General features: G+C 34.3%; 18 protein-coding genes. 6 read left to right on the top strand and 12 right to left on the bottom strand.

All coding sequences use genetic code 11. From position 1 onward, the window contains the following. The first annotated feature begins 182 nt into the window (after positions 1-182). Together FC091_RS02885 and FC091_RS15160 are read left to right on the top strand one after the other, a co-directional pair. A complete protein-coding gene (locus tag FC091_RS02885; RefSeq protein WP_138432769.1) occupies positions 183-1,523 on the top strand; it encodes a deoxyguanosinetriphosphate triphosphohydrolase in 1,341 nt (446 codons plus the stop codon). Between the two features lie 83 nt (positions 1,524-1,606). Then, complete coding sequence (locus tag FC091_RS15160; RefSeq protein ID WP_171032441.1) at positions 1,607-1,777, top strand: hypothetical protein; 171 nt, start codon at positions 1,607-1,609, stop codon at positions 1,775-1,777. Here the strand turns inward: FC091_RS15160 and FC091_RS02890 are convergent. Both FC091_RS02890 and FC091_RS02895 read right to left on the bottom strand, forming a co-directional pair. After that, a complete protein-coding gene (locus FC091_RS02890; RefSeq protein ID WP_138432770.1) occupies positions 1,751-3,523 on the bottom strand; it encodes a 1-deoxy-D-xylulose-5-phosphate synthase in 1,773 nt (590 codons plus the stop codon). The genes FC091_RS15160 and FC091_RS02890 overlap by 27 nt on opposite strands. Positions 3,524-3,544: 21 nt before the next feature. Further along, positions 3,545-4,564 (bottom strand): energy transducer TonB, encoded by a 1,020-nt coding sequence (locus tag FC091_RS02895; protein WP_138432771.1) that lies wholly within the window; start codon positions 4,562-4,564, stop codon positions 3,545-3,547. An 80-nt stretch (positions 4,565-4,644) separates the two neighbouring features. Between FC091_RS02895 and FC091_RS02900 the strand changes: the two genes are divergently transcribed. Together FC091_RS02900 and FC091_RS02905 are read left to right on the top strand one after the other, a co-directional pair. Continuing rightward, positions 4,645-5,094: a nucleoside deaminase gene (locus tag FC091_RS02900; RefSeq protein ID WP_138432772.1), complete on the top strand. Its 450-nt coding sequence runs from the start codon at positions 4,645-4,647 to the stop codon at positions 5,092-5,094. An 11-nt stretch (positions 5,095-5,105) separates the two neighbouring features. Beyond that, a complete protein-coding gene (locus FC091_RS02905) occupies positions 5,106-5,558 on the top strand; it encodes a protease complex subunit PrcB family protein (RefSeq protein ID WP_138432773.1) in 453 nt (150 codons plus the stop codon). Positions 5,559-5,609: 51 nt separating this feature from the next. On the opposite strand, the gene FC091_RS02910 is transcribed toward FC091_RS02905, so the two are convergent. The 8 genes from FC091_RS02910 to FC091_RS02945 all read right to left on the bottom strand — a co-directional run bounded on the left by FC091_RS02910 (position 5,610) and on the right by FC091_RS02945 (position 16,643). Further along, complete coding sequence (locus FC091_RS02910) at positions 5,610-5,801, bottom strand: cold-shock protein (RefSeq protein WP_138432774.1); 192 nt, start codon at positions 5,799-5,801, stop codon at positions 5,610-5,612. Between the two features lie 99 nt (positions 5,802-5,900). Beyond that, positions 5,901-6,146: a hypothetical protein gene (locus FC091_RS02915; protein ID WP_138432775.1), complete on the bottom strand. Its 246-nt coding sequence runs from the start codon at positions 6,144-6,146 to the stop codon at positions 5,901-5,903. A gap of 11 nt (positions 6,147-6,157) precedes the next feature. Continuing rightward, entirely contained in the window at positions 6,158-7,939 is a 1,782-nt protein-coding gene (locus tag FC091_RS02920) for a chloride channel protein (protein WP_138432776.1), read from the bottom strand. 45 nt (positions 7,940-7,984) lie between these two features. Further along, complete coding sequence (gene aspS / locus FC091_RS02925) at positions 7,985-9,739, bottom strand: aspartate--tRNA ligase (RefSeq protein ID WP_138432777.1); 1,755 nt, start codon at positions 9,737-9,739, stop codon at positions 7,985-7,987. 115 nt (positions 9,740-9,854) lie between these two features. Then, positions 9,855-13,400 carry an efflux RND transporter permease subunit gene (locus FC091_RS02930; RefSeq protein WP_138432778.1) on the bottom strand — a complete coding sequence of 1,182 codons (3,546 nt, stop codon included), beginning with the start codon at positions 13,398-13,400 and terminating at the stop codon, positions 9,855-9,857. Positions 13,401-13,430: 30 nt separating this feature from the next. Further along, positions 13,431-14,603, bottom strand: a complete 1,173-nt coding sequence (locus FC091_RS02935; protein WP_138432779.1) for an efflux RND transporter periplasmic adaptor subunit — start codon at positions 14,601-14,603, stop codon at positions 13,431-13,433. 12 nt (positions 14,604-14,615) lie between these two features. Continuing rightward, positions 14,616-16,028: a TolC family protein gene (locus FC091_RS02940; RefSeq protein ID WP_138432780.1), complete on the bottom strand. Its 1,413-nt coding sequence runs from the start codon at positions 16,026-16,028 to the stop codon at positions 14,616-14,618. Positions 16,029-16,031: 3 nt separating this feature from the next. Next, entirely contained in the window at positions 16,032-16,643 is a 612-nt protein-coding gene (locus FC091_RS02945; protein WP_138432781.1) for a TetR/AcrR family transcriptional regulator, read from the bottom strand. Between the two features lie 153 nt (positions 16,644-16,796). Here FC091_RS02945 and FC091_RS02950 point away from each other — a divergent pair, with 153 nt between their 5' ends. Together FC091_RS02950 and FC091_RS02955 are read left to right on the top strand one after the other, a co-directional pair. After that, on the top strand, positions 16,797-17,771 hold the full coding sequence (locus FC091_RS02950) for a polyprenyl synthetase family protein (RefSeq protein WP_138432782.1): 975 nt from the start codon (positions 16,797-16,799) through the stop codon (positions 17,769-17,771). Beyond that, the gene (locus FC091_RS02955) at positions 17,771-18,121 is read left to right on the top strand and encodes a hypothetical protein (RefSeq protein WP_138432783.1); all 351 of its coding nucleotides are present in this window, start codon (positions 17,771-17,773) and stop codon (positions 18,119-18,121) included. Before FC091_RS02950 ends, FC091_RS02955 begins: the two co-directional genes overlap by 1 nt. Positions 18,122-18,156: 35 nt before the next feature. On the opposite strand, the gene FC091_RS02960 is transcribed toward FC091_RS02955, so the two are convergent. Both FC091_RS02960 and FC091_RS02965 read right to left on the bottom strand, forming a co-directional pair. Next, positions 18,157-18,654: a hypothetical protein gene (locus FC091_RS02960; RefSeq protein ID WP_138432784.1), complete on the bottom strand. Its 498-nt coding sequence runs from the start codon at positions 18,652-18,654 to the stop codon at positions 18,157-18,159. A 95-nt stretch (positions 18,655-18,749) separates the two neighbouring features. After that, positions 18,750-19,292, bottom strand: a complete 543-nt coding sequence (locus FC091_RS02965) for an alpha-ketoglutarate decarboxylase (RefSeq protein WP_138432785.1) — start codon at positions 19,290-19,292, stop codon at positions 18,750-18,752. Positions 19,293-19,303 lie beyond the last annotated feature (11 nt).

Genomic DNA, 19,303 nt, shown 5'->3' on the forward strand with positions numbered 1-19,303 from the left:
GAAGAGGTTAATCAAAAATTAAACATTTGTAACTATAAGGTTAGTTAACTGTTAGTGAAATGTTATGTGGTTTTATGTTTTAGAAACAATTTCATAACAATAGAATTTATGTAAATAGATAGTTGGATTACTAAATATTTATATATCAAATTATTTATCTTGCAATCTTAATATTCTTATGTATGAACTGGGAGCAATTATTGTCCTTAAAACGTTTTGGTGACGAAAATAAACGGTTGAGAAAAGAACAAGACGAAACACGTGTCGGTTTTGAAGTGGATTACGATCGTATTATATTTTCTTCAGAATTTAGAAGCTTACAAGACAAGACGCAGGTTGTACCTTTATCTAAAACAGATTTTGTTCATACCAGATTAACACATAGCCTAGAAGTTAGTGTGGTTGGACGTTCTTTAGGTCGGCAAGTAGGTAGATTACTCTTAGAAAAACACCCACATCTAGAAAATATACATGGTTACAAGATTAACGATTTTGGAGCTATAGTAGCAGCTGCGGCTTTGGCGCACGATATTGGTAATCCGCCTTTTGGTCATTCAGGTGAAAAGGCAATAGGCGCATATTTTAAGACTGGTAATGGAGCACAGTTCAAATCTAAATTAACGGATAAAGAATATCAAGATTTATGTGATTTTGAAGGTAATGCCAACGGTTTCAAAATACTAACAGAAAGTAGGGCAGGAAGGATAGGTGGTCTACGACTAAGCTATGCTACACTTGGTGCTTTTATGAAATACCCAAAGGAATCATTACCAAAAAAACCAACCAAACATATAGTTGACAAAAAATATGGTTTTTTTCAAAGTGAAAAAGACATGTTTAAAGAGGTTGCTAAAGATTTAGGTCTAATATCACGAAGTGAAACAGACCTGAGCTATAACAGACATCCTTTAGCGTATTTGGTAGAAGCGGCTGATGATATTTGTTATACTATTATAGATTTTGAAGATGGGATAAATCTTGGGTTAATTGAAGAAGATTATGCTCTGGAGTATTTAATAAAATTGGTAAAAGGCAGAATAATAACGAAAAATTATAATGCTCTAAAAACCACCGAAGACAGAGTCAGCTATTTGCGAGCATTAGCAATTAGTACTTTAATCAATGAAGCAGCATCAATTTTTATGAAACATGAAGCTGATATTTTAGATGGAAAATTTGATACAGCACTTTTAGATGTGAGTCAATATAAAGCCCAGATAAAAGATATCATTGATTTAAGTATTAAAAAAGTCTACCGATCAAGAGAAGTTATAAATAAGGAGGTTGCAGGTTATGAAATTTTAAATCAGCTGTTAAATGCTTATGGAAACTTAGCGTATAATGTATACAACGATAGTTTGTCTAACTATGATAAACTGTTGCGAAATCTTTTGCCTGAAACGGTTGGCTTATCTAATGAATCGCTTTACAATAATCTACTTTCAGTATGTTTATTTATATCAAAATTGTCTGATACCAATGCCATGTTATTACATAAAAAACTGAAAGGGAATATCTTATAGAACGCATTTCATCGAATAAATTTGTTATTTAACGATATATTATTTTAATTTATTTCATAATTGGCCCCAAAAAAAACCTACTTATGAGAAATAATATACTCGGAGGCTTAGTCATTTTTGTAGTGGTATTGACTTGCCTATTAATGTTAGACGATATATCTAACGTCCAAGAGCAAGAAGAAAAAAAAGATACTGTACAGATTGAGCAGGTTGAAGGAAAAACAGATTTAGCTGTTGTTGAGGACAGCGAGTAGTTGTTCTACTTTCTTTTTAATTGAAGCAGAATCCAGCTGTTGTAATTGTTGTAATTGCAACACAGAGCCATGGTCAATAAATTTATCTTCAATTCCTAAAACTTCAATGTGATGTTTGTAACTGTGTGCATTTGCAAAAGCTAAAATAGTACTTCCAAAACCACCTACTACGCTACCATCTTCTATGGTAACAATAGTTTTGTGTGTCCTGAAAATTTGATGCAACAACCTTTCATCTAGAGGTTTTACAAATTGCAGGTCATAATGTGATACATCTAAATCTACAATACTATCTTCAACATGTTTTGCCATAGTGCCAATAGATAATATGGCTACATCTTTTCCCTTTTTGAGGCATTCGCCCTTGCCAATTTCAATGATTTTATAAGGTTGTTTCCATTCTAAAAGATGACCTCTACCACGTGGATAGCGTATGGCAATTGGAAAATCAATTCCTAACTGAACAGTGTACATTATGTTTCGTAAAGCAATGGCATCTCTTGGTGCAAAAATCACCAAATTAGGGATGCAATTTAGATAAGCTAAGTCAAAAACACCATGATGTGTTGCTCCGTCTTCACCTACTAAGCCTGCTCTGTCCAAACAAAACACTACAGGTAAATTTTGCAACGCTACATCATGTATAATCTGGTCGTAAGCACGTTGCAAAAAGGTAGAATAGATATTACAAAACGGAATTAACCCTTGTGTTGCCATACCAGCAGCCAGAGTTACGGCATGTTGCTCGGCAATACCTACATCAAAAGCACGATTAGGAAACACTTCCATCATGTATTTTAAAGAACTCCCAGTTGGCATGGCTGGTGTAATGCCAATAATGTTTTCGTTGCTTCTTGCCAATTCTACAATGGTTTCGCCAAAAACATCTTGATATTTTGGAGGCTCAATAGTGCTAGATTTAGCAATAAGTTCACCAGTTTTTGCATCAAATTTACCAGGTGCATGGTATTTAACTTGGTCTTTCTCAGCTTGTTTTAAGCCTTTACCTTTGGTGGTAATTACGTGCAAAAACTTTGGGCCTTTTACGGTCTTTAATCGTTCTAATTCAGAAATTAACAACGGTAAGTCATGGCCATCAATAGGGCCAGAATAATTAAAATTTAAGGCTTCAAAAATATTATCTTGTTTTTGAGTGCCCTTTTTTACATTGGTTAAGTACTGTTTTAGTGCACCAACACTTGGGTCTATGCCAATGGCATTGTCATTGAGAATGACTAACAGATTAGCATCTGTAACTCCAGCATGATTAAGACCTTCAAAAGCCATTCCGCTCGCGATAGAAGCATCACCAATAACCGAAATATGATGCTTATTTTTACCTTTAAGTTGTGATGCAATAGCCATACCTAAAGCAGCAGAAATTGAAGTTGAAGAGTGTCCAACTCCAAAGGTATCATAATCACTTTCACTTCGTTTTGGAAAACCGCTAATACCATTAAGTTGTCTGTTGGTTTCAAAACGATTTTTTCTTCCAGTTAAAATTTTATGACCATAGGCTTGGTGGCCAACATCCCAAATTAATAAATCTTCAGGTGTGTTAAAGGTGTAATGTAGTGCAATAGTCAATTCTATAACACCTAAACTGGCACCAAGATGGCCTTCTTTTGTAGCCACAACGTTGATGATAAACTCACGTAATTCTTTAGCTACTTGAGGTAAATCTTTAGCTTTGAGTCGACGTAAGTCTTCAGGTAAGTTGATATGTTTTAAAAGTGAATTTTGCACCAAGCAAAAATACGAGTTTTTCTAGTCATCAATTACAAAAGTTATAGGCAGATTATAGACTACAGAAATTGCCTTGCCCCTTTGCTTACCAGGCTTAAATTTTGGAAATAAATTTACAACGCGTTTGGCTTCTGCTTCAAAAAGAGGATGAGAAGCTCTTACTTTTATATTTTCTACTTCTCCTATTTCGTTTATGGTGAACTGAGTGAATATTCTTTGTTTACCATGGAGATCAAGAAAACTTTGAGGAGTCTTAAAGTTTTCCTTTACGATTTCTTGTATGCGATTTGAGAAGTAAACTTTCTTTTCTTTAGTGGTTAACTGTTTAGGAGTTTCTGAGAATTCTGGAGGTTGATTAACAACAATAAAACCAACAATTGTGTCGTCTATTTCTTCCTCTACCATAATGTCTCCCATAATTATAGGCTCTACAATGCTATCTTTTTTTGTTGGTAAAGTACATTCCTTAGGCTTTTTGATATTTAACGAATCTAAACCATCACTATTAGTTGTATGAATTGCAACTTCACCAGTTTCAACAATAACCAAACCCAGAAGATCTGGCTTTGGTATAGTTCGGGTTTTTTTCGGTGACTGTATAACTATTGAATCATCTTTTTTTATCAATTCTTTTTTAGGTTCATCAATAATAGAATCTTTAACTTTTGTCTTAGTCTCAACAACTTTTATGCTTTCAATTTTCTTTTTTTGTCCATTTTCATCTTCACAACTAAACAATGTCATTCCCATAGAAATTAAAAGCGCCAACAGAAACAAACGATGAAAACTCTGGTTTTGATGAATGATGGCTTCAGGGATTCTTAAGTTGATACTATCAAGTTGACTTTGTTTTATATGGCCGCAAATGCGTTGATCTTTGTTGTTGTGTAAGTAATGTTGAATAGCATCAGGACTCATTTTTGTGAAATCCACAACGGTTTTAGTACACGATTTACAAAATCGACCTTTTTCGTTTGGTGTCATTTTAGACCAGTCTTCATGGCATGGTTTTGGGATGGAAATAGAATAGTGAGTACTCATAATTAATAGCTTTCTGTTATTTCATCAAAATTCTTGCCGTAATAGAATTTAATGATTTTTGAAATCGTATTTTTACAATAATGATAAAGCCATTTGACGATACATATTACATGAAAAAAGCCCTTCAGGAAGCTGAGGTTGCTTTTGAAAAAGGTGAAATTCCTGTTGGTGCAGTTATTGTAGTAGAAGACAGAATTATAGCCAGAACACATAATCTTACTGAGCTACTAAACGATGTTACAGCACACGCAGAGATGCAGGCTATTACTTCTGCGGCCAATTTTTTAGGTGGAAAATATTTGACTAAGTGCACACTCTATGTAACCTTAGAACCATGCCAAATGTGTGCTGGTGCCTTGTATTGGAGCCAGATTGCAAAAATAGTTTACGGAGCTTCAGACGAGCAGCGTGGTTTTATAGCTATGGGAACCAAATTGCATCCTAAAACTAAGGTTGTTAGTGGTGTTTTAGCAGAAGAAGCTTCAGAATTAATGAAACGTTTTTTTATTGAAAAGCGTAATTTGAATTAACACACATATTTATGCATAAGTTACTAGGAATTGTAGTTTTACTGTTTGCCTTAAACTGTAAATCAGCAGAAAATAAAGCAAAAATGACACAAGAAAATATTATTCTTATTGGAAAAGGTAACCTGCATGGTTCTGGTGCTGAAGGTATAGAGCAACAGAATTTAATAGTTACCTCTTCAGAAGAATGGCAGAATTTGCTTAATAGAATAAACTCAGTTAATAAGGTCTCCAATAGTTTTTCTGAAACTGATATTGATTTTTCAAAATATACTGTGCTTGCAGTATTTGATGAGGTTAAAAATTCAGGAGGTCACAGCTTAAATCTCGTTGTTGAAGAAACTAAGGACAAAATTTTAATAGAGGTATTACGAAAATCACCAGATGGCATAGCAACTTCAGTTATGACGCAACCTTATTATATTGTAAAAATTCCTAAACCTAGTTTACCAATAGATTTTAAATAAAAAAACGCCCAACCAAAGGTTGAGCGTTGCACTAAAAATAAAGTATATCTCTTAAAGGATGCTTACGTTTGCAGCAACCATTCCTTTTCTGCCTTCTTCTTCTGTGTACTCTACATTGTCACCTTCGCGTAACTCTACGCCATTAAGGTTTGATACGTGAACGAAGATGTCTTTTCCTGTTTCTTCGTTTGTAATGAATCCAAATCCTTTTGAATCATTGAAAAATTTAACTGTTCCAGTCATTATAAAAAAATAAAAATTAAAGTGCAAAGGTAAGGTATTAACCAACACGCAAGGTTAATAAATTGTTTTATTTTAAAATATTGAATATAAACAACTTACTTAGTACTTGTTTTCTTTTTGGTTTTCGCGCATTTTATCAAGGTTTTCCTTGGTTAACATGTAGTCCTTAACGTCTTTTCCTTTCCATCTGTAGTAAGAAAATAATGGAAAAACAACCAAGAATAAACCTAATACACCAAAGCCTACCAGTTTTTGAGAATAGTCTACATCTAATATCAATCCACAAACAATGCTGCATAAAGATGCAAGAAAAGCAATAAGGGTCATAATATGAATTGGCTTCATTAATATAAATTCTAAGATGTAAAATTAATCAATTCGCGACGATAAGCTGTTAAAAGCTTAGATTTTGACACAAAACCGTAGTATTTATTATCTCTAATTACAGGTAAATTCCAGGCTTTTGAGCGTTGGAATTTGTTCATCACCTTTTCCATAGAGTCCTCTTCATAATATATGATTTCGGGCGGTTTTTGCATAAAGGTTTCAACCGTAGTTGAGTTATAGAGAGTTTGGTCAAACATTACCGATCTTATATTGTCTAGTAAAATGATGCCGATAAAGTTCTTTTCGTCATCAGTAACAGGAAACAAATTTCGGTTGGATTTAGAAACTCCATTTTTCAACATTTCTCCCAGTGTCATGTCTGGGTGTAATTCAACAAAATTTTGTTCTATCACCGAATCGAGTTTCATTAGGGTAAGAACACTTTTATCTTTATTTTGAGTAAGAAGCGCTCCTTTTTCCAATAATTCTTTGGTGTAGATTGTATGATCTAAGCCATTTTTATTAATGATAAAAGACATAGATGCTGTAATCATTAAAGGTACAAAGAGTTGATAGCCACCAGTAATTTCGGCAATTAAGAAAATGGCAGTTAATGGCGCGTGTAACACACCAGCAATAAGACCAGCCATGCCAATTAATGTGAAATTAGCTTCAGAGACATTAAAACCTAAACCACAGTTATTAATGACTTTGGCAACCACATTTCCTAAGGCACTTCCCATTACTAAGGTTGGAATTATAATTCCACCAGTTCCACCTGCAGCAAACGTTGTGGTCATGGCAATGGCTTTGAAAATGGTAATGCCAAATAAGAGTCCGATAACAATCCAGATGTTATCTAAATGAGAATCAAAAGGTGTGTTGCCTAAAGCTTCAATATCGTTGCCAATTAAAAGGTTGTTAATGAATCCAAAACCTTCACCATAGAGTGGTGGAATAAAAAATAGCATAATACCAATAGCCAAACCACCAACAATTAATTTCTGTCTAGCGGATTTAAACCGATTAAATATTGACGTAACTCCGAAGTAAATTTTTGAAAAATAGATAGAAGCAACTCCAGTTCCTATTCCTAAAAGGATGTAAAATAGTGTATCCTTAATTACAAATTTATCTGAAACGCTAAACTCAAATAATACACTATCTCCCAGAAAAAAGTAGGATGTAATTACAGAAGATACTGAAGCCATCAACAAGGGTAAAAGTGAAGCGAATGTTAGATCTAAACTAAAGACTTCAATAGCAAATATAATTGCGGCAATTGGCGATTTAAAAATAGAAGCAATTGCACCTGCTGCTGCACAGGCAATTAATAAACTTCTGGTTTTTCTATCGATATGCAATAGTCTGCTAAAGTTAGAACTTAATGCAGAAGCCGAAGCAATAGCTGGTCCTAACAATCCTACCGAACCACCAAAACCTACAGTTAACGGAGCTGTGATTAAAGGGTAGTATATCTTTTTCTTATTTATAATGCCATCTCTTTTAGATAAGGCAAAGAGGATGGAAGGAATCGCATGTTCGCTCGGTTGTTTTGAAATGTATTTTACAAACAAGTAAACCAAAAACAAACCAACAATTGGTAAAATAAAATAGATGCTATTTTCTGAAAGTATAATACCTTTTTCAAAAATAGCTTCAATAGCAAATGTGATGTTTTTAATAAAAACTGAAATCAATCCAGCTAATAAACCAATGATGAGACTTAGTAAAAAAATAAAGTTCTTTTCGGAGACATGTTTGTATCTCCAAATGAGTAATCGCTTTAAAAAGATGGACTTCGTTGGCATAGTTTAAAGCTAACAAAAAATCCTGCAAGAAGCAGGATTTAGTAGTTATGATTTTAAATTCAATTTTAAATTGAGTTCCTGCAGTTGTTCGTTATCAATTGGTGCGGGTGCGTCTATCATTACATCTCTACCAGAGTTGTTTTTTGGGAAGGCAATAAAATCCCTAATCGTTTCTTGTCCACCTAAAATAGCAACAAGTCTATCAAGACCAAAAGCAATACCACCATGTGGAGGTGCACCATACTCAAAAGCATCCATTAAGAAACCAAATTGAGATCTGGCTTCTTCCTCAGAGAATCCTAAGTGTTTTAGCATAATTGCTTGTGTTGCTTTATCGTGAATACGAATAGAACCACCACCAATTTCGTTACCATTTAATACTAAATCGTAAGCATTAGCCTTTACTTCACCTGGTTTAGAATCTAATAATTCTAATTGTCCTGGTTTTGGAGACGTAAATGGATGGTGCATCGCGTGGTAACGCTCAGTATCTTCATCCCATTCTAAAAGTGGGAAATCCATAACCCAAAGTGGAGCAAATTCATCTGACTTACGTAAGCCAAGACGTTCTGCCAACTCCATACGCAAAGCACTTAATTGTGCTCTCACTTTATTGGTGTTTCCTGAAAGTACACAGATTAAGTCGCCTGCTTTAGCGCCAGTAACTTCTGCCCATTTTGCTAAATCGTCTTGATTGTAGAATTTATCTACTGAAGATTTAAAAGTACCATCTTCGTTGCAACGGCAATAAACCATACCTAAAGCACCAACTTGCGGACGTTTTACCCAATCAATAAGTTTGTCTATTTCTTTTCTGGTGTATGCATTTCCGCCTGGTACTGCGATACCAACTACCAATTCAGCAGAATTAAATATGTTAAAATCTTTGTGCTGTGCTACGTCGTTTAATTCGCCAAACTGCATTCCGAATCTAATGTCTGGTTTGTCGTTTCCGTATAAACGCATTGCATCATCGTATAGCATTCTTGGGAATTTATCAACCTCAACTCCGTTGATTTCTTTAAGTAAATGACGTGTTAATCCTTCAAACGTATTTAAAATATCTTCTTGTTCTACAAACGCCATTTCACAGTCTATTTGTGTAAACTCTGGCTGACGGTCTGCTCTGAGATCCTCATCTCTAAAACATTTTACAATCTGAAAATATTTGTCCATGCCACCAACCATAAGCAGCTGCTTAAAGGTTTGTGGAGATTGTGGTAAAGCGTAAAACTGACCTTCGTTCATACGAGAAGGTACCACAAAATCACGAGCGCCTTCAGGTGTAGATTTTATTAAATATGGTGTTTCAACTTCAATGAAGCCTTCAGCTGAAAGATAGTTACGTGTAGCTTGAGCTACTTTATGTCTAAAAACTAAACTGTTTTTTACAGGATTACGACGAATATCTAAGTAACGATATTTCATCCGTAAATCATCCCCACCATCAGTTTCATCTTCGATAGTAAATGGTGGTGTTTTTGAACCGTTAAGCACATTTAATTCTGAAACCAAAATCTCAACGTCACCTGTAGGGATATTAGGGTTTTTAGAGGTGCGCTCTTGTACTTTTCCTTTGACCTGGATTACAAATTCACGTCCTAATTTTTGAGCCGTTTCCATAAGGGCTTTAGGGCTTTGATCTTCATCAAAGTAAAGCTGTGTTATGCCATAACGGTCTCTGAGATCTACATAGATCATAAAACCTTTATCCCTAACTCCTTGTACCCAACCTGCTAGTGTAACTTCTGTATTGTTGTGAGTGGCTCTTAATTCTCCACAGTTATGACTTCTGTACATATTCAAAAATTAATCCTGCAAATTTAATCAACTTAAGGGATAAAAAAATAAAAAGCCTCAACAATTGTTGAGGCCTTCACGCTATTAATCACTTTATATGGTTTTATAAAGTTTTCTATTTATCCATTGCAAGTTGAACGTTTTCTTCAATCTCTAAATTATTAGATTCTGATGTTTCACCTTCGTTAAACAATTCAACTCTTGCTTTGTACATTCTCATTTTTAAACGTGTTACCAAGTAGAATAAAATTGGTACTACAATTAAGGTAAGGAACGTAGCTATGAAGAGACCATAAATTACAGTCCATGCTAAAGGTCCCCAAAATATTACGTTATCACCACCAACATAGATATTAGCATCAAATTCACTAAATAATGTGAAGAAATTGATGTTAAGGCCAGTTGCCAGCGGAATAAGACCTAAGATGGTAGTGATTGCTGTTAGTAAAACAGGTCTGAGACGCGCCTTACCACCTTTTACTATAGCTTCGAGTAAATCTTCTTTATGTAAATAGGCTGAATCGTCATAGTCTTTTTCTACTTTTTTACGGTCTATAAGTAATTGTGTATAATCTAAAAGTACCACACCATTATTCACCACAATACCAGCTAATGAAATGATACCCATCATAGTCATCATAATCACAAAAGCAGAACCAGTGATAATTAAGCCACCAAACACACCAATTAAACTTAAAAAGATAGCCAACATAATTATTGCTGGTTTAGAAATTGAGTTGAATTGGAAAATAAGAATGAAGAAAATGAGACCTAGTCCTGCAAAAAATGCACTCATTAAGAATTGCATTTGTTTGTTTTGTTCTTCAATCTGTCCTGTGTAATCTACTTCAACTCCTTCAGGTTGGTCATCAAAACTTTTCATAGCATCCTGAACTTCTGCGACAACAGCAGCAGCATCGGTATAACCAGGTGCTAATGCGGAGTACAACGTTACAATTCGTTTTGTGTCTTTGTGTTTTATAGCACTAAAACCAGAAGTGTTATTTTGTTTGGCTACTGCAGAAACAGGGATTTCTTTTATTTGGCCAGAAGCCATGTCTCTAAAGGTTATTTTCTGATTGAAAATAGCGCTTTTGTTATAACGGTTTTCTTCATTAAAACGGACATAAATATCGTAGTCCTCACCTCCTTCTTTATAGATGCCAGCTTTGGCGCCAAATACAGCGTTTCTTAGTTGTTGCCCAACTTGGCCTGCAGAAACTCCTAATTCACCAGCTTTTTCTCTATCAACAACAACTTGCATAGATGGTTTAGAACGGTTTACGTCAATTTTTAACTCATCAATACCAGCAATGCTTTTGGTGTTAAGGAAATCTCGCATCTTCTCTGCAGTGTTAATTAATTCTGCATAATCTTCACCGGAAAGTTCTAAGTTAATAGGTGCTCCAGCTGGTGGTCCAACAGGATCTTTTTCTACAGAAATTGTAACACCAGGATAAATGTCTTTTAAACTTTCTTGTACCTTTTTATATAGCTCGTTACTGTCTGCGCCTTTTCTATATTTAAACTCACGCATAGTAGCCGTAATCTTTCCGCGATGAGGCATTTCGGCTTGAGAACCACCATCGGTCATAGGATTACCTGCACCTTCACCAACTTGAGATACTGCACTTTCTGTCATGAAATTGTAATCTCCATTCATGTACGCATCTTGGTTGATGATTTTATAGACACGTTGCTCAATATCTTTTGTAATGGCATTTGTCTTTTTTATGTCTGTACCTTCAGGATATTCTATGTAAACAATAATCTGGTTTGGTGTGTTGTCTGGGAAGAATTCTACTTTAGTTCTTTGACTACCAATTGAGGCTCCAAAGCCACCAAATGCAACAAGTAATAAAATGAATGTGATAATGGTAATTGCGATTGGTCTTTTGCCACGTAATGCAGTTCTCAAAGTTCTTTCGTAGATACGCTCCCAACGTGGTAATACTTTATTTTGAAAGCCGTTTGCCCAACTTCTTAAGAATAAACGGTATGCCCAAAGCAATATTACTGTAACAACCATAACACTACCTAAGGCTCTATATGGTCCTCCAAAAATGATTATTAATAGTCCTAAAATTCCTACAACAGCAGAAATAGAAATGATTTGTTTAAAGGTCATTTCTTTATCCTCAGTAGACATATATCTTGAGACTAATACAGAGTTGAAAAATATAGCCACAAATAAAGATGAGCCTAATACAACTGATAAGGTTATTGGGAAATATTTCATAAATTGTCCCATTACTCCTGGCCATAAGCCTAAAGGAATAAAAGCGGCTACAGTTGTGGCAGTTGAAATTATAATAGGAAAAGCAATTTCTCCAATACCTTTTTTGGCAGCTTCCATTCGGCTCATACCTTCTTGGTCCATGAGACGGTAAACATTTTCTACAACAACAATTCCATTATCTACCAGCATACCAAGACCCATAATAAGTCCGAATAGAATCATGGTATTCATAGTGTAGCCTAGAAGATTAAGAATCATTAACGACATAAACATGGACATCGGAATTGCAAAACCGACAAACAAGGCATTTTTGAATCCTAAAAAGAACATTAAAACCGTTACTACGAGGATAATACCGAATATGATATTGTTAACTAAATCATCAACCTGACCAATAGTTTTTGAAGACTGGTCGTTAGAAATAGTAACTTTTAAGTCTGGAGGGAATACATTATTTACTGCATCTTCGACAATAACAACGATTTGTTCTGCTGCTGCAACCATGTTTTTACCAGATCGCTTTTTAACATCTAGCATTACAACTTCCTCACCAAATTCTCTTGCGTAGGTAGTCTTATCTTCATCTTTAAAGTTAACTTCTGCGATATCTTTAAGGTAGATTGCGTTTCCTTTTTCAGATTTTACAACAAAAGACTCTAATTCCTCAGGTGTGTCAATTTCACCAATAACACGTATAGTTCTACGTTGTCCGCTAGAGATTAAGTTACCAGCAGAAATGGTCATATTTTCATTGCTAATGGCACCAGTAATATCATTAAAACTTACTTGTGCTGCCATCATTTTGTAGATGTCTACAGCAACTTCAACTTCTTTTTCTTGGGCACCTCTAATGTCTACTTCTTTAATTTCTGAAAGACTCTCAATCTTGTCTTCTAAATATTCGCCATAAGACTTAAGTTTATCTACAGGATAATCACCAGATATGTTGATGTTAAGAATTGGCATTTCTTCAGACATACTAAGGTCAAAGATATTTGGCTGCACTTTGGCACCATTAAAGGTTGGCCAATCTTCACCAGATGTTTCTACGTCTACTTCATCCTTTATCTTTTGTTTTGCAGCATCTACTGAAATATTCTCGTCAAACTCTACCATAATAGAAGAATAGTCCTCTAATGATGTAGATTGAATCTCTATAACGTTACTAACCGTTTTGATTTTGTCCTCAATAGGGTTAGTAATTAACTTCTCTATATCTTCAGCAGTGTTTCCTGGATAAATCGTACTGATGTAGATTTTTGTTTCTTTAATCTCTGGGAAGTTTTCTCTAGGCATAGACCTATATGCAGAAGTTCCCAAGATTAATATTACAGCAATGAGCACGTACATCGTGGTCTTGTTATCTATAGCCCAAGATGATAAGCGAAACTCTTTGAATACTTTTTTGAATTTATCAGTCATTATAAAAAGACTTTATTTTGGTTAGTTGTTTTATTCTATTTCAAGAATTTTTACTTCTTGTCCGTCCTTAACACTACGTGCACCTTCGTCTATAAGCTCTGCGCCATTTTCTAAACCAGATAATACTTCAATGAAGTCTCCTTCGGTTTTTCCGGTTTTTATAATCACACGTTTAACAGTTGCGATACTGTCATTCTTTGAAGTTGCAGTGTAAACATATTGCTCACCTTCAGCATTTTCTGAAATAATACTCTGAGGAATAAGAATTGCCTTTTCGTTGGTGTAATCATTAATCTTAAGTTTTGCGGTAAGATTTGGTTTTATGGTTTTATCAGAATTTGGTATGGCGACTTCAACTTTAAAAGTACGGTTAGCAGGATTGATGAAATTACCAGCTTGGCGCACAGTTGCAGTCATATTCTTATTAAGTACTGGGAAATTTACCTCTACTGTTTTACCTTCAGTAACATTGGTTAAATAACTTTCTGGTACATCAGTTTCAATGTACATAGAGTTAAGGTTTACCAATCTAAAAAGTTGTGATTGGCCAGGGCCAACAACAGTTCCTTGCTCTGTAATAACGTCATCTATAGTACCAGAAAAAGGAGCTCTTACGATAGTTTTACCGATTTGTTGTTGCATTTGGCTAATCGCTTTTTGCTGTGCTTCGTAATTAGACTTAGCTTGAAGGTATTGAATTTCGCTTCCTATTTTTTGGTCCCAAAGACGCTTTTGACGATTAAAAGTGGTTTTTGCTAAATCAGCCTGAATTTGCATTTGTGCCAACTGTTGCCCTAAGCCACCATCATCTATTTTTGCTAAAGCTTGTCCTGCACTAACTTTTTGACCTTCTTTAACGTAAACCTTAGTTAAAACACCCGAATATTCTGGATAGATAATAATGTTTTGTTTGGTGCTAACATTACCTTGAAGTTCTACAAAATGTTCAAATTTTTCTTCCTTGGCCTTAAATGTTGTAACTAAAGGTACTTTAAGTAACGGATTGAGTTCTTTGATTTTTGCATCTATAGCCTTAATCTGAGATTCCACTTGCTTTTGTTGTTCACTTAGTTCAGATTTTTTAGTTCGTAATTGCTCTAAATTACCAGAAGCAATTAAATCTTCTACAGATTTTGTTTTTTCGCCTCCACCGCAAGAGACCAATAAAACGGTTACTAGAGTTAGTTTAATTATATGTTTCATTTTTTAATTGATTTAAAAGTTGGTTGTTTGGTTTGTTAGTGTTTCTAGCTCAGCTTTTGTATTAATTACGTCTAGCATTGCTTTCAATAATTCTTGTTGAGCAGCGTATAACTGTGTCTGAGCTTGTCTCAACTCAAAGCTAGATCCAATGCCTTCAAAAAATTTGGTTTGATTTTTTCTTTCAATACGCTCTGCTAGAGCAAGATTTTGCTTTTTGTTATTGTAATCTTCAGTAGCAAATTTGTAATTACTTCTTGCAGTTTCAATTTCTAATTTTAGACGTTGCTCGGTTTCTGTGAGGTCATCTTTAGATTTTTCTAAGTTAATTTTTGCACGTTGAGTAGCAGCACTTCTTCCACCAGAACTAAATATTGGCAAGTTAAGGTTGAAACCAAAAGATGAAAAACCAGCCCAATCCTGTTCTTTTTCCAAGAAGGAAAAATCATCTCCAAATCCAAGATACCCTCCGTTGATATATGCACTGAGTTGGGGTAAAGCTTTACTTTTTTCTAACTTTAATAAGAGTTCTTTTGAACGCTTATCGTTTTGAGCAATTTTGTAGTCTACAGTTGAGGTAACATCATTTTCTTGTGTTAAACTTTCAAGAGAAATATTTTTTTCTGCTAAATCTTCGAGATCTTCAGTTAGTGTAACATCAGTATTATAGTCTATACCTAAAGTAATATTAAACATTTGATAAGCAATCCCTCTAAGACGCTTGGCATTGTTTAGACTACTTTCAAGATTAGAAAGCGTAATTTGTAATTGCTCTACACTTTCTTCTTCTTCAAGACCATTTTCATAAATTTTAGTAGTTTCATCTAAATTTTTCTGAAGTACAGCAATATTTTTTTCATATATAATAACACTTTCTTCAGACAGAAGCACATTACCATAGGCATTGATAACTCCTTTCCTTACTTCTAGGTCAGTTTTATCTTTTGCGTTCTTAGAAATTTCTAAAAACACTTTTGCGGATTGAAGCCCTACCAAATACGATCCATCAAAAATTAATTGACTTAAAGTAGCTGTCGCATTTACATTTTGTTTCGTTCCGAATATGACCTCTGTGAAGCCAGATTGGATTTCTGGAATACCAGTAGGTGAAGATAATTCACTGTAATACTCATCAAGGTTTCTAATTTGGCTGAAAGGATCAAAAAATTCGTTAGGTAAAAGTGAAACCTGCTGTTTTAAAAAATTCTGATAGTTTACTGTTGCATTAAGCTGAGGTAAACCACTTGCTGTAGTTTCCCATTTTTGCTGTTTAGCCGCGTCGATATCTCTCACCGCATTTTTGGCTTGTCGGTTATTTTCTAATGCATAATCTATAGCTTCTTGTAACGAAAAGCTAGTAGGTTGCTCTTGAGAATAGCCCAACGATACTACAGATATTACAATTAAATTTAAAATCGTTTTTTTCATTGGTTATTGTTGATTTTGATTGATTTCTAATAGTTCGGTTAGCTTTTCTAACCCTTTTGGTGTACAAATGCCTCTTAGGTGATATTCTAAATAGTAATCCATAAGTGTTTTCATAGAAAAGTCTTTAAGTGGAAATACCATTTGATCTTTAAGGGTCATCATACAATTAAAATAGATTCTTGATATAAACTTCACATCTATATTACTTCTATATAAGCCTAGTTCTATACCTCTGTTCAAGTTTTCAATTACACAGTCTTGCATAACCTCGAACTGTTTTGCTTTAAGAGTAGAATAAATTTTTGGATAATATTTTTGTAGTTGATACTGTGGCGAAGATTTTTCGTCCTTAAGATGATCCATTACAAAAGCTTTTATCTGGTAAATCTCTTCTATTGGATTTTTTTTAAACGAACAGATATGGTCAATACCACAAGATATAGTTTCAAACATGTGTAATGTCGTAGATTCTACCAGCTTTGTTTTGTTAGGAAAATGAACGTAAATCGTTTTCTTAGATATGCCTAATTCATTAGCAATATCATCCATGGTAACACTTTTAAACCCTAGTGTAAGAAATAGTTCAGTGGCTTTATCAATTATTCTTTGTCTCATATATATGCTCCGTACAAACGGACTATCTCATTAAATTAGAGGGCAAAAATACCTATGGAAACTTTAAAAACAAAAAAAGTTTCCTAAGTTTTAATAATTATTTAACATTGTTAACCTTAGTTTTAAATATGATGAAAGCCTTATTTTTGTCTTATGCAAAACATTGAAGCTTATCAAAAGTCCTTTACGAAGTATTTAGAGGATTTTGCTATAAATAGAGAACCTGTTAATCTTTACGAACCTGTAAATTATATATTGAAGTTAGGTGGAAAGCGTCTTCGACCTGTATTAACTTTAATGACTGCTGATATTTTTGGTAGAAAGGCAGAAATGGCAATGAATGCGGCGCTTTCTGTGGAAGTTTTTCATAATTTCTCGTTGATACACGATGATATTATGGATGATGCACCATTGCGTAGAGGAAAAGCAACTGTTCATGAAAAGTGGGATATAAACACAGGGATTCTTTCTGGTGACGCCATGCTTATTTTAGCGTATCAATTATTTGAAAACTATGAGCCTAGAATTTTTCAAGCCCTGGCAAAATTATTTAGTAAAACGGCTTTAGAGGTTTGTGAAGGTCAACAATATGATATTGATTTTGAAACCCGAAATGACGTCACAATACCAGAATATCTAAAAATGATTGAGTATAAGACTGCTGTTTTAGTAGGCGCTGCTATGAAAATGGGAGCTATTGTTGCTGAAGCTTCAGAAGAAGATCAAAATTTAATTTACGATTTTGGACGTTATCTCGGAGTTGCTTTCCAACTTCAAGACGATTACTTAGACGCCTTTGGTAATCCTGAAACATTTGGTAAGCAAGTAGGTGGTGATATTTTAGAGCATAAGAAAACCTATTTGTATCTCAAAACCCAAGAATTAGGTAGTGAGGCAGAAAAATCTAACTTACTAGACTTAATGACTAATATAGCATTATCTGATTCAGAAAAAGTTGAGAAAGTAAAGCTGCTTTTTAATGCTTCTGGTGCGGCAGATGCCACGCAATCAGCTGTTAAGGATTATACCAAAAAAGCGTTTAGTGTTTTAGAGAAATTAAATATTTCTAATGACAAAAAACAATTACTCCTATTGTTTGGGGAGCAATTAATGAATAGACGTGTGTAATGGCATTGCCTGTAAATTTTGAAGATTTAATTGTTGAGGCAAACAAATTAAAACTATATAAACAGTTAATAATTCAGCTTAATAAAGATTTGCTTTTTGCAAATATAGATTTAGAATTTAATGAAGATACTTTGCCCACAAGCCTAAAGTTGGTGCTGCAAGACACTGTTTTTCAACTTATACAACATAAATTCTCAGACTATCTTAATTTGCTTTATCAAGTTGATGTTGCAGAAAAGAAAGTAAGATTGCTAGATGGTGAAGATGTTGTTAAATTATCAGAGGATATTACTTTTCTAATACTACAACGAGAGTGGCAAAAGGTGTGGTATAAAGAAAAATACAAATAGAGGCTGTTTAAAGCTTTTTCAATGGGAATGAAATCCTATTGTGAGCTAAATAATTCACTTCCTTTTTTTGTTAAAAAATAACAAGTAATAGCACCTAATATATTGTAAGGGACAGACAGTAAAATTATAAGCCAGCCAATTTCAAGGCCTTGTACAAAGCCATTTTTTATCATTTTCAAAATCCAATTTGAAGGGAAATAACCGGCTTTCATGTCATAATAATGCCATAACATACCGCCAAATGGAGAACTCAGAAAAATTGTTAGCGTTATTATTACAAGGGTTAGTAGAATTTGCTTGGCAATGGTTTGACTTAAAAATGTTTTAGCAAATATTGTTGCCAGGATTCCATAGAAAAAACACGGTATAGCTATAAATGAAATGGGATATTCCCAATGGTATAAAAACATTCTGAATAGTGCAGCAAACACGTTATGCCTGGGCATTATCATCCACAAAATATAATAGAAAATAGTAGCAAGAATAAAACTTGTTGCCCAATAAAAAAGCAATTTTTTGGTTGCTATATTCAATTTATGTCCTCTCTTTTATTCAGGATATTTTTATTCTAAATGTTCAATTTTCGAAGTCCTTCTCTTTGGGAAGGATTTAGGAAGGGCTTGAGCTTTTAAAACCAAAACCTCACAAAAGGCATCCATGCTTGGTTTTGTATGCTCTTGTCTTCATCATATAGGACGTCGTATCGTATACCAAAAGTGATGTTTCCATTTCGGTAACCAATGCCTAGAAAAAGCGCTGGATACCAATAGTTATCATCCACATTGCTCAAAGACTGCTCGTCAAAATCGCGGTTTACATAAAGCTGTTCAAACTCAGTCGATAGTTGTAATTCTCTATAAGGATTAAACAAGCCGATAACACTGCCTCCAACGACTGTAGATTTAAAAACATCACGTTGCGAGCTGTATTGAAAATTGAGTCCTACACCAGTAGCTACATAAGGATTGAAATTATAAAGAGCATTAGGAGCTATAGCTGCGCTAAAAAAACCATCACCAAAGTTTAAGCCTACACCACCTCCAAATTGAACGTTTTGCCAAAAACCATCATCATTACTAATACTTTGTGCATTTGAGAAAATCACAAAAAAATATAAAATAACACTACTTAAAATCATTTTTTTGGCAGTCTTTAATCTAAATTTTATCATCTCAATAATTC

It is taken from the genome of Winogradskyella algicola (genome assembly GCF_005869935.1).
GTDB classification, from domain to species: Bacteria; Bacteroidota; Bacteroidia; order Flavobacteriales; family Flavobacteriaceae; genus Winogradskyella; species Winogradskyella algicola.

Coding starts and splice junctions, on each gene's coding strand:
- FC091_RS02885 (WP_138432769.1), top strand. CDS start 183: ATGAACTGGGAGCAATTATTGTCCTTAAAACGTTTTGGTGACGAAAAT.
- FC091_RS15160 (WP_171032441.1), top strand. CDS start 1,607: ATGAGAAATAATATACTCGGAGGCTTAGTCATTTTTGTAGTGGTATTG.
- FC091_RS02895 (WP_138432771.1), bottom strand. CDS start 4,564: ATGAGTACTCACTATTCTATTTCCATCCCAAAACCATGCCATGAAGAC.
- FC091_RS02900 (WP_138432772.1), top strand. CDS start 4,645: ATGATAAAGCCATTTGACGATACATATTACATGAAAAAAGCCCTTCAG.
- FC091_RS02905 (WP_138432773.1), top strand. CDS start 5,106: ATGCATAAGTTACTAGGAATTGTAGTTTTACTGTTTGCCTTAAACTGT.
- FC091_RS02910 (WP_138432774.1), bottom strand. CDS start 5,801: ATGACTGGAACAGTTAAATTTTTCAATGATTCAAAAGGATTTGGATTC.
- FC091_RS02915 (WP_138432775.1), bottom strand. CDS start 6,146: ATGAAGCCAATTCATATTATGACCCTTATTGCTTTTCTTGCATCTTTA.
- FC091_RS02920 (WP_138432776.1), bottom strand. CDS start 7,939: ATGCCAACGAAGTCCATCTTTTTAAAGCGATTACTCATTTGGAGATAC.
- aspS (WP_138432777.1), bottom strand. CDS start 9,739: ATGTACAGAAGTCATAACTGTGGAGAATTAAGAGCCACTCACAACAAT.
- FC091_RS02930 (WP_138432778.1), bottom strand. CDS start 13,400: ATGACTGATAAATTCAAAAAAGTATTCAAAGAGTTTCGCTTATCATCT.
- FC091_RS02935 (WP_138432779.1), bottom strand. CDS start 14,603: ATGAAACATATAATTAAACTAACTCTAGTAACCGTTTTATTGGTCTCT.
- FC091_RS02940 (WP_138432780.1), bottom strand. CDS start 16,028: ATGAAAAAAACGATTTTAAATTTAATTGTAATATCTGTAGTATCGTTG.
- FC091_RS02945 (WP_138432781.1), bottom strand. CDS start 16,643: ATGAGACAAAGAATAATTGATAAAGCCACTGAACTATTTCTTACACTA.
- FC091_RS02950 (WP_138432782.1), top strand. CDS start 16,797: ATGCAAAACATTGAAGCTTATCAAAAGTCCTTTACGAAGTATTTAGAG.
- FC091_RS02955 (WP_138432783.1), top strand. CDS start 17,771: ATGGCATTGCCTGTAAATTTTGAAGATTTAATTGTTGAGGCAAACAAA.
- FC091_RS02965 (WP_138432785.1), bottom strand. CDS start 19,292: ATGATAAAATTTAGATTAAAGACTGCCAAAAAAATGATTTTAAGTAGT.